This is a genomic window from Nocardia neocaledoniensis, assembly GCF_003182135.1.
Taxonomy (GTDB): Bacteria; Actinomycetota; Actinomycetes; order Mycobacteriales; family Mycobacteriaceae; genus Nocardia; species Nocardia neocaledoniensis.
The window spans coordinates 225,821-237,400 of record NZ_QGTL01000008.1; the positions used below are offsets into that span (position 1 = coordinate 225,821).

The 11,580-nt window shown below is 69.2% G+C and carries 12 protein-coding genes; 6 read left to right on the plus strand and 6 right to left on the minus strand.

All coding sequences use genetic code 11. The features are described 5' to 3' along the window. The first annotated feature begins 77 nt into the window (after positions 1-77). Complete coding sequence (locus DFR69_RS22220; protein ID WP_110039534.1) at positions 78-1,328, plus strand: LCP family protein; 1,251 nt, start codon at positions 78-80, stop codon at positions 1,326-1,328. Here DFR69_RS22220 and DFR69_RS22225 read toward each other — a convergent pair whose 3' ends face one another. Together DFR69_RS22225 and rpsT are read right to left on the minus strand one after the other, a co-directional pair. Beyond that, complete coding sequence (locus DFR69_RS22225) at positions 1,329-1,574, minus strand: hypothetical protein (protein ID WP_110039535.1); 246 nt, start codon at positions 1,572-1,574, stop codon at positions 1,329-1,331. It lies immediately after the preceding gene. A gap of 99 nt (positions 1,575-1,673) precedes the next feature. Beyond that, complete coding sequence (gene rpsT, locus DFR69_RS22230; protein ID WP_019045815.1) at positions 1,674-1,934, minus strand: 30S ribosomal protein S20; 261 nt, start codon at positions 1,932-1,934, stop codon at positions 1,674-1,676. A gap of 397 nt (positions 1,935-2,331) precedes the next feature. Between rpsT and DFR69_RS22235 the strand changes: the two genes are divergently transcribed. The 4 genes from DFR69_RS22235 (at position 2,332) to DFR69_RS22250 (ending at position 6,532) form a co-directional block, all read left to right on the plus strand. Beyond that, positions 2,332-3,867, plus strand: coding sequence for a circularly permuted type 2 ATP-grasp protein (locus DFR69_RS22235; protein WP_233001712.1), 1,536 nt, complete (start codon positions 2,332-2,334; stop codon positions 3,865-3,867). 5 nt (positions 3,868-3,872) lie between these two features. Beyond that, on the plus strand, positions 3,873-4,850 hold the full coding sequence (locus tag DFR69_RS22240; protein WP_110039536.1) for an alpha-E domain-containing protein: 978 nt from the start codon (positions 3,873-3,875) through the stop codon (positions 4,848-4,850). Then, positions 4,847-5,689: a transglutaminase family protein gene (locus DFR69_RS22245; RefSeq protein ID WP_110039537.1), complete on the plus strand. Its 843-nt coding sequence runs from the start codon at positions 4,847-4,849 to the stop codon at positions 5,687-5,689. The genes DFR69_RS22240 and DFR69_RS22245 overlap by 4 nt, the downstream gene beginning before the upstream one ends. Positions 5,690-5,755: 66 nt before the next feature. Further along, entirely contained in the window at positions 5,756-6,532 is a 777-nt protein-coding gene (locus DFR69_RS22250) for an aquaporin (RefSeq protein WP_110039538.1), read from the plus strand. Between the two features lie 58 nt (positions 6,533-6,590). Here DFR69_RS22250 and DFR69_RS22255 read toward each other — a convergent pair whose 3' ends face one another. Next, positions 6,591-7,142, minus strand: coding sequence for a type II toxin-antitoxin system PemK/MazF family toxin (locus DFR69_RS22255; RefSeq protein ID WP_110039539.1), 552 nt, complete (start codon positions 7,140-7,142; stop codon positions 6,591-6,593). Positions 7,143-7,211: 69 nt separating this feature from the next. Between DFR69_RS22255 and lepA the strand changes: the two genes are divergently transcribed. Next, positions 7,212-9,095 (plus strand): translation elongation factor 4, encoded by a 1,884-nt coding sequence (lepA, locus tag DFR69_RS22260; RefSeq protein WP_110039540.1) that lies wholly within the window; start codon positions 7,212-7,214, stop codon positions 9,093-9,095. 1 nt (position 9,096) lies between these two features. Here the strand turns inward: lepA and DFR69_RS22265 are convergent, their stop codons facing one another. The 3 genes from DFR69_RS22265 to DFR69_RS22275 are packed head-to-tail and all read right to left on the minus strand — an operon-like array spanning position 9,097 to position 11,468. Beyond that, positions 9,097-10,368 carry a HAMP domain-containing sensor histidine kinase gene (locus DFR69_RS22265; RefSeq protein WP_110039541.1) on the minus strand — a complete coding sequence of 424 codons (1,272 nt, stop codon included), beginning with the start codon at positions 10,366-10,368 and terminating at the stop codon, positions 9,097-9,099. After that, positions 10,365-11,057 carry a response regulator transcription factor gene (locus DFR69_RS22270; protein WP_110039542.1) on the minus strand — a complete coding sequence of 231 codons (693 nt, stop codon included), beginning with the start codon at positions 11,055-11,057 and terminating at the stop codon, positions 10,365-10,367. The genes DFR69_RS22265 and DFR69_RS22270 overlap by 4 nt, the downstream gene beginning before the upstream one ends. A gap of 36 nt (positions 11,058-11,093) precedes the next feature. After that, positions 11,094-11,468 carry a hypothetical protein gene (locus tag DFR69_RS22275; protein WP_110039543.1) on the minus strand — a complete coding sequence of 125 codons (375 nt, stop codon included), beginning with the start codon at positions 11,466-11,468 and terminating at the stop codon, positions 11,094-11,096. Positions 11,469-11,580 lie beyond the last annotated feature (112 nt).

Consider the following 11,580-nt stretch of genomic DNA (forward strand, 5'->3'; position numbering starts at 1 on the left):
ACACCCGGCGGCGCCGTCGAATCGAAATCCAATCGCGATATCCATCGGCTATCACCCCTGGCACAGTTGATCATGACATGGACGAGCCGGGTGGTGGCCGGAGTGCGGTGCGCGGGCGGGGCCGACGCGCCGGGGGAGGCGTGGGCCGGTGGGGGCGGGCGTTCGGGAGGGGATTCGCGGCGGGGTTGTCGGCGATGGTGGTGGCCGTGACCGCTTACGGATGGTCGACCGCGGGCAGTTTCGACACCGGTTTCTCGCGGTCGCAGGCACTCGAGGACGACGCGCCGCATTCGCTCGGGGGCGACCTCAACATCCTGCTGATCGGCCTCGACACCCGCCGCGACCAGAACGGCGAGGAGCTGCCGCGCGAGGTGCTCGACCAACTGCACGCCGGCGACGGCGACGAGGGCGGATACAACGCCAATACGCTGATCCTGGTGCACATCCCGGCCGCCATGGACAAGATCGTCGCGGTCTCGATCCCCCGCGACAACTACGTCCCCGTCACCGGTATCCCCGGCTACACCCACGCCAAGATCAAGGAGACCTACGGGCTGAAGAAGCAGGCCGTGCAGGATCAGCTGATCGCGCGCGGCGAAACCGATCCGCGCCGCCTGGAACAGGCGGGCCGGGAAGCAGGGCGGGCCTCCACCGTCAAGGCGGTGCGGGACCTGACCGGGGTGCCGATCGACCGGTTCGTGGAGGTGACCCTCGCGGGCTTCTACGATCTGGCCGCCGCGCTGGGCGGGGTGGAGGTGTGCCTGAACCATCCGGTGCGGGATCTCGAGTTCTCCGGTGCCGATTTCCCCGCGGGCCGCCAGCGCCTCGATCCCGCGCAGGCGCTGGCCTTCGTGCGGCAGCGGCACGGACTGGAACACGGCGATCTGGACCGCACCCACCGGCAGCAGGCATTCCTCACCTCGGTGGCCCGGCAGCTGCGCGGGGCGGGCACACTCACCGATCCAGGCAGACTGAACGCGCTCATGGCCGTCGCCCACCGCAACATCGTGCTCTCCGACGGCTGGAACATGACCGAATTCGTCCGCACGCTCGGCGGCGCCGAGAACCCGCAGATCGAATTCCGCACCCTGCCGATCGTGAGCTACGACGTGATCAACGGCCAGGATGTGAACATCATCGACCGGACGGCGATCCGCCGGGAAGTCGCCACGGCCTTCGGCCTGCCGGTGCCGACCTCCCGCGGGTACGCCACGGGTGGCCCAACGACCAGCCGCACCGGCGTGAGTACGCCCCTCTCGGGGACCCCGGACGCGGGCAGGCCGGTGCGTACCGACCTCGGCTCCGGGCAGGTCCCCTGCGTGAACTGACTACTCGCCGACGAGGGACAACTGCTCGTCGTCGTCCTCGCCGTCCTCGTAGCGGCCTTCCCACTCGTCGTAGAGCGGGACCTCGTCCTCGCGGGTGACGATCCACGCCGCGGCGAGACCGCCGTCCTCGTCGGGCACCATCACGTTCTCGATCTTGAGGCCGATCCCCAGGATCTCCGCGGCGCGGATCACCTCGGCCAGGTCGTCGCCTCGTACCACCGTCTGATTCGCGTACACCGTCAACATGCGCGGAATGGTAGCCGACGACAAAAGCCGCCGTGGTCATCGAGGCCACGGCGGCTGCGTCTTGCGAAGTCGTGCTGAGCGGGACCAGGCCCGCTCCGATCAGATCTTGTTCAGAGCCAGCGCGAGCGCGGACTTCTTGTTGGCCGCCTGGTTGGCGTGGATGACGCCCTTGGACGCGGCCTTGTCGAGCTTGCGGCTCGCGAACTGCAGCTGCTCGGCAGCCTTTTCCTTGTCACCGCTGGCGGCAGCTTCACGGAAGTTGCGGATCGCGGTGCGCAGCGCGGACTTGACCGACTGGTTGCGCTTGCGCGCCGCCTCGTTGGTACGGATCCGCTTCATCTGGGACTTGATGTTGGCCACGCCTGTATCCTCTGGTTTCCTGTCGCTGGGTGGTATGTCTTGAAAGCTCGTCGGGCGCGCGCCCACGATGCAGCAGATGGTGCTGAACTACGGGTAACACCGCGCCGAAGATCGAGGTTACCAGCTCGGCACCGAGCGACGAAATCGGGCATCGGACGACGGCTCGGTCCCGCCGTCGAATTTCACCCTTTTCAGGTGATGCGAGAAGTTTACCTGTGTCTCACACGACCTTACCTCCGGGTGATGCACAGTTTTTCCCATGACTTCCACCACAGCGCCGGGTACGGCTCGATCCGCGTCACCGGCGTTGGTGCGAACGAACGGCCATGCCACGACCACCCACGCCGGCCTGTTCGAGGGCTACGGCCCCGGCCGCTTCGCCGAGGCGTTCGACGAGATGTTCGACGCGGCGGGCCGGGTCCGCGCCCCCTACAAGGGCATTCACGCCGCGATGGCCGCCAACGACGTCGACGACCTGGCCAAACGATCCGACGCGCTGGACCGCGCCTTCATCGACCAGGGCATCACCTTCTCGTTGTCGGGCCAGGAGCGGCCGTTCCCGTTGGATCTGGTGCCACGGGTGATCGCGGCCGCGGAGTGGGCCAAGCTCGAACGCGGCATCAAGCAGCGGGTCACGGCGCTGGAGCTGTTTCTCGCCGACGTCTACGGCGAGCAGAACATCCTGCGCGATCAGGTGATCCCCAAGCGGCTGGTCACCTCGTGTGAGCACTTCCATCGCGAGGCCGCCGGGCTGGTCCCGCCCAACGGGGTGCGCATCCATGTCTCCGGCATCGATCTCGTCCGCGACGAGCGCGGTGACTTCCGGGTGCTGGAGGACAATCTGCGCTCGCCCTCCGGGGTGTCCTATGTGATGGAGAACCGGCGCACGATGGCGCGGGTCTTCCCCGACCTGTTCTCCTCGCACCGGGTGCGGGCGGTCGGCGACTATCCCGGCCATCTCCTACGCGCTTTACGCGCCTCGGCGGCGCCGAACGAGGCCGACCCGACCGTGGTCGTGCTCACTCCCGGCGTGCACAACTCCGCCTATTTCGAGCACTCGCTCCTGGCCAGGCAGATGGGGGTGGAGCTGGTCGAGGGTCGCGATCTGTTCTGCCGCGACAATGTCGTCTACATGCGCACGACGGCGGGCGAACGGCAGGTCGACGTGATCTACCGGCGCATCGACGACACCTTCCTCGATCCCATGCACTTCCGGCCCGACTCGGTGCTCGGCGTGGCCGGGGTGCTCAACGCCGCCCGCGCGGGCAATGTGGTGATCTCGAGCGCGGTGGGCAACGGGGTCGGCGACGACAAGCTCATCTACACCTATGTGCCGACGATCATCGAGTACTACCTCGGCGAGAAGCCGATCCTGCCCAATGTCGACACCTTCCGCTGCTGGCTCGACGACGAACGCGAGGAAGTGCTCGACCGCGTCGCCGAGCTGGTGGTCAAACCGGTGGAGGGCTCGGGCGGGTACGGCATCGTCATCGGGCCCGACGCGACGCCGCGCGAGCTCGAGGCGGTCCGGCGCAAGGTCAAGGCGGATCCGCGTGGCTGGATCGCGCAGCCGGTGGTGCAGTTGTCGACCGTGCCGACCAAGATCGGCAACGAGCTCGTCCCACGCCATGTCGACCTGCGGCCCTTCGCGGTCAACGACGGCGACGACATCTGGGTGCTCCCCGGCGGGCTGACGCGGGTGGCGCTCCCGGAGGGCTCGCTGGTGGTGAACTCCAGCCAGGGCGGCGGCAGCAAGGACACCTGGGTGCTGGCCGGGCGCTCAGGCCCGGTCGACCGGGAGCTGGCCGGGCCGGAGCTGGTGAGCGATCCGCCGCAGGCCGACTCGTTCGAGCTCGGTCGCGAGCTCAGCGCCCCGCAGGCGAATCAGCAACAGCAGCAACAACAACAGACGCAGCGGCTGATCGGGGACTGACACACATGCTTGCTCGCAACGCCGAATCCCTCTACTGGATCGGCCGATACGTCGAGCGCGCCGACGACACCGCGCGCATCCTCGACGTCGCCGTGCACCAGCTGCTCGAGGACGCCACCGTCGACGCCGACCGCACCTCCCGCGTGCTGCTGAAGGTGCTCGGCATCGAACCGCCCGAGGGCCTGCGCCTGGACGTGTGGTCGGTGACGGATCTGGTCGCCTTCAGCCACGATCACGGCGTCTCCATCAGCGACTCCATCGGCAAGGCCCGCGAGAACGCCCGCGGCGCCCGCGAAGTCACCTCCAGCGAGATGTGGGAGTGCCTCAACGCCACCTACAACGGGCTCGCGGCGGCGGAGAAGGCCGCGCGCGGACTCGGCCCGCACGAATTCTTCTCCTACATCAAGGACCGGGCCGCGATGTTCACCGGCCTGACCGACTCCACCCTCTCGCGCGACGACGGCTACCGGTTCCTGCTGCTCGGCCGGTCCATCGAACGCGTGGACATGATGGTGCGCCTGCTGCTCTCGCGCGCGGGCGACCGCACCTCCTCGCCGGCCTGGGTGACCGTGCTGCGCTCCGCGGGCGCCCACGACACCTACCTGCGCACGCATCGCGGCGCGCTCGACGCGGCCAGGGTCGCCGAGTTCATCCTCATCGACCGGCTCTTCCCGCGCTCGGTGTTCCACACCCTGCGCGTCGCCGAGGACTGCCTGACCGAACTCGACCAGCGGCCGGGCAGCCGGGTCGGGGCCAGGCACGAGGCGCAGCGGGTGCTCGGCCGGGCCCGCAGCGAACTCGAATTCCTGCCGCCCGGTGTGCTGTTGGAAGACCTGCAAAACCGTCTGCTCGCGCTGCAGAAGTCGTGCCGCGAGGTGAGTGAGGCCGTGTCGCGCCAGTATTTCCACGCCGCGCCGTGGGTGGCGTGGACCGATGTGCGCAGCAGTTCGGACGTGCGCGTCCAGGTGGAGGGGGAACTGTGAGCTGGCGGATCAGGGTGGTGCACACCACCGGGTATGTCTACGACGCGCCGGTGACGCGCTCGTTCAACGAGGCCAGGCTCACCCCGCGCGCGGACAGCAGGCAGAACGTGATCCTCAATCGCGTCGAAACCGTCCCCGCCACCAGGTCGTATCGCTACACCGACTACTGGGGCACCGCGGTCACCGCGTTCGACCTGCACGCCCCGCACACCGAGTTGGAGGTGACCGGGTCCTCGGTCGTGGAGACCGAGCCGTTCGCCGAACCGCCGGGCGAAGCGAACTGGGAGGACCTGCGCGGCGGACGGATCGTCGACCGGTTCGACGAAATGCTCAGTCCCACCGTGTACGTGCCGCGCGACCGCAAGCTCGCCACCATCGCCCGCCAGCTCTCCCGGAACGAGGAGCCGGCCAAGGCGGTGGTGCGCGCGGCCGAATGGGTGCACAAGGAAATGGACTACATCGCGGGCACCACCTCGGTACACACCTCGGCGCTCGAGGCGTTCGCCGAGCGGCGCGGTGTGTGCCAGGACTACGCGCATCTGACGCTGGTGTTGTTGCGCAGCATGGGGATTCCGAGTCGCTACGTCTCCGGGTACCTGCATCCGAAACCGGGCGCGGAGATCGGGGAGACGGTCGCCGGGCAGTCCCACGCCTGGATCGAGGCGTGGACGGGGCAGTGGTGGGGGTACGACCCGACCAACAATCTGGCCGTCAACGAGCAGCACGTGTCCGTCGGCGTCGGACGCGATTACGCGGATGTACCACCACTGAAGGGGGTGTTCTCCGGCGGCGGCTCGACAGACCTCGAGGTCGTTGTAGAGGTGACCCGCCTCGCGTAATGTCCATTTCGCTCGTGCGGACCCCGCTCGCCGCGGGGATGAATCCTCTCGGAGAGGTGGTAGCCGATGTCGCCCACTGCGCAGGAACTCGTCGAACCCGAAGTCGTGCCCGAGTACAAGAAATGGGCCGCGGAGGGGTTGGGCACCTTCATTCTCGTGATCGGTGGTGTCGGTACCGCCGTACTCGCCGGGGACCGGGTCGGCGCGCTCGGTGTCGCCCTCGCCTTCGGTCTGTCGCTGATGTTCCTCGTCTACGCGATCGGCCCGATCTCGGGCTGCCACGTGAACCCGGCGGTCACCCTCGGCCAGTTGCTGCTCGGGCGCCTGTCGGTGGTCTCGGCGGCGGGCTATGTGATCGCGCAGCTGGTCGGCGGTTTCCTGGCCGGTCTCGTGCTGTTCGCGCTGGCCAAGAACCTGCCCGCCTACGACCGCTCGGTGGACGGGCTCGGCGCCAACGGCTGGGGCTCGCACAGCCCGTCGGCGGTGACCGGGCCGCTCGGTGAGGTGGTCGTGCAGAACGGCTACGGGATGGCCGCGATGATCATCATCGAGGTGATGCTCACCGCGCTGCTGGTCTTCGTGGTGCTGGCCTCGACCGACCAGATCTCGGACGTCCCGCTGGCCGGCCTGTCGATCGGTGTGACCCTCGCGGTGATCCACCTGATCTCGATCCCGGTCGACAACACCTCGGTCAATCCCGCCCGCAGCCTGGGTGTGGCGCCCTATCAGGACGGCGCGATGGGGCAGGTGTGGGCGTTCGTGGTGTTCCCGCTGATCGGCGGTGTGCTCGGCGCGCTGGTCTACGGCCTGATCTTCGGCCGGTCCAGGGACGTGCTGAGCTAGCTGTCGCGCGAAGACGGAACCCCGACCCGGCCCGCGCCGGATCGGGGTTCCGTGCTGTTCAGCTCCACTGGTATTCGGCGACCAATCGGTGCGCGACCAGGTCGAAGGTCTTGCGCTCGACGATCGCGCCCTCGCGCCGGATGCCGTCCTCCGGCACGTCGAGCACCCGGTCCAGCCGCACCCAGCTGGGGCGGCCGTCGTGGTCCCACGGGCCCGAGCCGATACCGACCCAGTTGCGGTCGTGCGCGCGTTCGGCTTTGGACGACAGCATCAGCCCGAGCAGGGTCTTGCGATCGCGCCCGACGACCAGCACCGGCCGGTCCTTGCCGTTGGTGGGGTCCTCCTCGAACGGCACCCAGGTCCACACGATCTCCCCGGGATCGGCGCGTCCGTCGAGCTGCGGGCAGTAGACGATCTGCCGGGCGCGGTGGGCCGTCGGTACCGGCGTCGAGGCGGTCGGGCGGACCGCGACGGTGGGTTCGGGCTTGGTCGACAGCGCCCCCACCAGTTTCTCGAGCAGCCTCGGGCCCTGCTTGCGCACGATCTTCGGCCCCTGCTCCTTGGCGATGACGCCGAGCTGCTTGCCGAGAGTGTTCCAACTGCTGGCCATCCCTGAAATATAACGGTGCGCGGCGCTTCGGTGCACCGGTGACAGAGCCGCGCATCCGGCCATGGGACGATGGACCCAGTTCGCCGATACCCCTCGAGGAGTGGAGTGGCTTCCAGTTTTGCCGATACGACGTTCACCGATCCGTCCCGGATCCGGAACTTCTGCATCATCGCGCACATCGACCATGGCAAATCGACCCTGGCCGACCGGATGCTGCAGCTCACCGGTGTGGTCGAGGAGCGGGCGATGCGCGCCCAGTACCTGGACCGGATGGACATCGAGCGCGAGCGCGGCATCACCATCAAGGCCCAGAACGTGCGCCTGCCGTGGAGTGTCGACGGCGAGGAGTTCGTCCTGCACATGATCGACACGCCGGGCCACGTCGACTTCACCTACGAGGTGTCGCGTGCGCTCGAGGCGTGTGAGGGCGCGATTCTGCTGGTCGACGCCGCCCAGGGCATCGAGGCGCAGACGCTGGCGAACCTGTACCTGGCGATGGAGCGCGATCTCGTCATCATCCCGGTGCTGAACAAGATCGACCTGCCCGCCGCCGACCCGGACCGCTACGCCGCCGAGATCGCGCACATCGTGGGCTGCGAGCCCGACGACGTGCTGCGGGTCTCGGGCAAGACCGGTGTCGGTGTCGACGCGCTGCTCGACAAGGTGATCGCCGAGGTTCCGCCGCCGGTCGGCGACGCCGACGCACCGGCCCGCGCGCTGATCTTCGACTCGGTCTACGACACCTACCGCGGCGTGGTCACCTACGTGCGTGTGGTCGACGGCAAGCTCACCCCGCGCCAGAAGATCAAGATGATGTCCACCGGCGCGCAGCACGAGCTGCTCGAGATCGGCATCGTCTCGCCCGAACCCAAGCCCACGCAGGGCCTCGGCGTCGGCGAGGTGGGCTACCTGATCACCGGCGTGAAGGACGTGCGCCAGTCGAAGGTCGGTGACACCGTCACCTCCGCCCGCGACGGCGCGGCCTCGGCCCTGGCCGGCTATCAGGAACCGCGGCCGATGGTCTACTCGGGCCTGTACCCGGTCGACGGCTCCGACTACCCGGACCTGCGTGACGCGCTGGACAAGCTGCAGCTCAACGACGCGGCGCTGACCTACGTGCCGGAGACCTCGGTGGCGCTGGGCTTCGGTTTCCGCTGCGGCTTCCTCGGCCTGCTGCACATGGAGATCACCCGCGAGCGGCTGCAGCGCGAGTTCGGCCTCGACCTCATCTCGACCGCGCCGAACGTGATCTACCGCGTGGTCATGGAGGACGGCACCGAGCACGTCGTCACCAACCCGTCGTACTGGCCCGAGGGCAAGGTGCGCCAGACCTTCGAGCCGATCACCAAGTGCACCGTGATCGCGCCGAGCGAGTTCGTCGGCACCATCATGGAGCTGTGCCAGAGCCGCCGCGGCGAGCTGCTCGGCATGGACTACCTGTCGGAGACGCGCGTGGAGATGCGCTACACGCTGCCGATGGCCGAGATCATCTTCGACTTCTTCGACTCGCTGAAGTCGCGCACCCGCGGCTACGCCTCGCTCGACTACGAGGAGGCGGGCGAGCAGTCGTCCGCGCTGGTGAAGGTCGACATCCTGCTCCAGGGCGAGGCTGTCGACGCGTTCAGTGCCATCGTGCACAAGGACGCCGCCCAGGCCTACGGCAACAAGATGACCACCAAGCTGCGCGAGCTCATCCCGCGTCAGCAGTTCGAGGTGCCCATCCAGGCCGCGATCGGCTCGAAGATCATCGCGCGCGAGAACATCAGGGCGATCCGCAAGGACGTGCTCGCCAAGTGCTACGGCGGTGACATCAGCCGTAAGCGCAAGCTGCTCGAGAAGCAGAAGGAGGGCAAGAAGCGCATGAAGACCATCGGCCGGGTCGACGTGCCCCAGGAGGCCTTCGTGGCCGCGCTGTCCTCCGACGCCGCCTCGGACAAGCCGAAGGGCAAGTAGCTCAGTCCGGTTCGGCGGCGACGCGCACCAGCAGGCGCGTCCCGCCGAGCGGGCTCTCGGCGAGTTCGGCCGTGCCGCCGTGCAATTCGGCCTGTTGCCGCACCAGCGCCAGGCCGAGCCCGGAACCGGGCGAACCGGGGCGTTTGGCGAACCGGTCGAACGCGGTGGGGGACAGGTGCTCCGGGATGCCGGTGCCGTTGTCGTCGATGGTGATGGTGACGCCGTCGTCGCCGGTGCGCGCGGCGACCGCGATCTCGGTGGCGTGGCCGTGCAGCACCGCGTTGGCGACGGCATTGCCGACGATGAGCAGAATGCCGCCGGGCAGACCCGTCATCGGGACCGGTTCGCACGCCGTGAGACGGATGTCGACGCCGGGGCGCGCCCTGCGGGCGTTCTGGACCGCGCGATCGAGCGTCTCGCACAACTCGAACGGTTCGAACGCGCCACGATCGGTGAGCTCGCCGACGGCGAGGCGCTCCAGATCGTCGAGGGTGCGTTCGATCTGACCCTGCGCGGCCAGCACATCGGCGAGGACGGCGCCGCGCTGGTCGGCGGGCAGCTCGGCGCCGGCGAGGACCTGCAGGTCGGTGCGCATCGCGGTGAGCGGCGTGCGCAGTTCGTGCGCGCAGACCGCCGCGAAATCGCGGGCCCCGGCCAGCGCCTGACTGGTCTCGCCGTGCGCGGTCTCGAGCCGTGCCAGCATCCGGGTGATCGCGTCGGAGAGGTCCTCGGCCTCGCGCACGCCCCGCCCGGACAGCGGCGGCAGTTCGTCGAGGGTGTCGATCTCGTGAGTGGCGGTGGCCAGCCTGCGCAGCGGTCGCGCCGCGAAACCGGCCAGCACCCAACCCAATCCGGCCGCGCCGAGGACACCGGCGACGCCGATCCCGAGACCGATCAGCTGACTGCGGGTGATGGCGGCCTCGACCCGCTCTCGATCGGGATCGAGCCGGACGATCAGACCGGGCGCGCCGAGCACCGGCGCCAGCTCGGGATCGACCACGGTGGTGCCGGGCCGGAACACCCCGGGCGGACGCGGCTGGTCCGGCAGATCGGGCAGTGGTCGCGCCGGCGCGGGCAACGGCAGCGCGGGCGCGGTGTCCCCGCCCGGCACCGCGAGCACCCGCATGGTGGACACCGTCTGGTCGAGCTGACGGTCACCCGCCACTTTGAGCAGCGCCGCGTAGGTGAGGCCGAGGGTGACCGCGACCAGCGCGGCGACCGCCGCCGAGACGAGGGCCACCCGCGTGCGCAGCGACCACGAACCGCGTCTCACGGGCGGTCCCGCAGGACGAAACCGACGCCGCGCACGGTGTGCACGACCCTGGCCGCCCCGTCGGCTTCGAGTTTGCGCCGCAGATAGGAGACGAACACGTCGACCACGTTGGTGTCGGTGGCGAAGTCGTAACCCCAGACGGCGGACAGGATCTGCTCGCGGCCGAGCACGATGTCGACGTTCTCGGCGAGCAGCGCCAGCAGCTCGAACTCCCGCTTGGTGAGCTCGACCTGCCTGCCACGCGCGTGCACCCGGTGCGCGGCCGGATCGATCACCACCTCGCCCACCCGCACCGTCTTGCCCTGTGGCACAGCGGATGCGGCCCTGCGGCGCAACAGCGCGCGCAGCCGGGCCACCAGCTCGCCGAGGTCGAACGGTTTGGTGAGGTAGTCGTCGGCGCCGCGTTCGAGCGCGGCGATCCGGTCCGACACCGCGCTGCGGGCACTGAGCACGCAGATGGGGATGTCGTCGCCCATCGCGCGCAGCGCGGTGACCACGCCGACCCCGTCGAGCTCGGGCATGTTCACATCGAGCACCATGGCGTCGGGCGTGGCCGAACGCACCAGGGTGAGCGCGGCGGCGCCGTCGCTCGCGGTGAGGACGTCGAAGCCGGAGAGTTCGAGGCCGCGCCGCAGCGACGCGAGCACGCGGACCTCGTCGTCGACGACCAAGATCTGCTGTCCGGTCATGCGCCCACCCTAGTGCGATTCACCTGTCGGTCCTGGTCAGCGCGGGCGGCCGGGCGCGATGAGGACCGGGCCGTCCGGCGCGGGGAGCAGGGTCCGTTCGCCGTCGGGGTCGATCCGCACGCACTGGCCCGGCTCGACCGGTTCGGCGGGCAGGGCGAGCGCGGGCGCGCCCGGCGCGATGGGCCGGGTGCGCTCGAAGTGTCCGCCGTCACCGAGCTCGCCGCGCTCGATGTGGATGCGCGGGCCCGGTGCCGTCGGCGGGGCGGGTTCGCCGGGCGCGCCGCACAGGACCAGCGTGCGGTCGCCATCGCCGGTGGGATGGGCCGCGGCGACGCCGGCGACGGAGACGGTGAGCAGCGCCGAGCCGCCGAGCACGGCGGCGAGGCGGCGACGGGTGGACGATCGGATCATGGTGGGTCTCCTCACAAGAGTTCCGCCGATCTGCTCGATCGGCGAAACCGACGCTAAGCAGCCGATCTTCAGCCTCCGTTGAGCAATCGTTAGAGTTCTCTTGGGATCGCGG

What these genes read in the sequence shown, in the direction of transcription:
- DFR69_RS22220 (WP_110039534.1), top strand. Translation starts at nt 78, where the DNA reads ATGGACGAGCCGGGTGGTGGCCGGAGTGCGGTGCGCGGGCGGGGCCGA.
- DFR69_RS22225 (WP_110039535.1), bottom strand. Translation starts at nt 1,574, where the DNA reads ATGTTGACGGTGTACGCGAATCAGACGGTGGTACGAGGCGACGACCTG.
- DFR69_RS22235 (WP_233001712.1), top strand. Translation starts at nt 2,332, where the DNA reads ATGTTCGACGCGGCGGGCCGGGTCCGCGCCCCCTACAAGGGCATTCAC.
- DFR69_RS22240 (WP_110039536.1), top strand. Translation starts at nt 3,873, where the DNA reads ATGCTTGCTCGCAACGCCGAATCCCTCTACTGGATCGGCCGATACGTC.
- DFR69_RS22250 (WP_110039538.1), top strand. Translation starts at nt 5,756, where the DNA reads ATGTCGCCCACTGCGCAGGAACTCGTCGAACCCGAAGTCGTGCCCGAG.
- DFR69_RS22255 (WP_110039539.1), bottom strand. Translation starts at nt 7,142, where the DNA reads ATGGCCAGCAGTTGGAACACTCTCGGCAAGCAGCTCGGCGTCATCGCC.
- lepA (WP_110039540.1), top strand. Translation starts at nt 7,212, where the DNA reads ATGGACCCAGTTCGCCGATACCCCTCGAGGAGTGGAGTGGCTTCCAGT.
- DFR69_RS22270 (WP_110039542.1), bottom strand. Translation starts at nt 11,057, where the DNA reads ATGACCGGACAGCAGATCTTGGTCGTCGACGACGAGGTCCGCGTGCTC.
- DFR69_RS22275 (WP_110039543.1), bottom strand. Translation starts at nt 11,468, where the DNA reads ATGATCCGATCGTCCACCCGTCGCCGCCTCGCCGCCGTGCTCGGCGGC.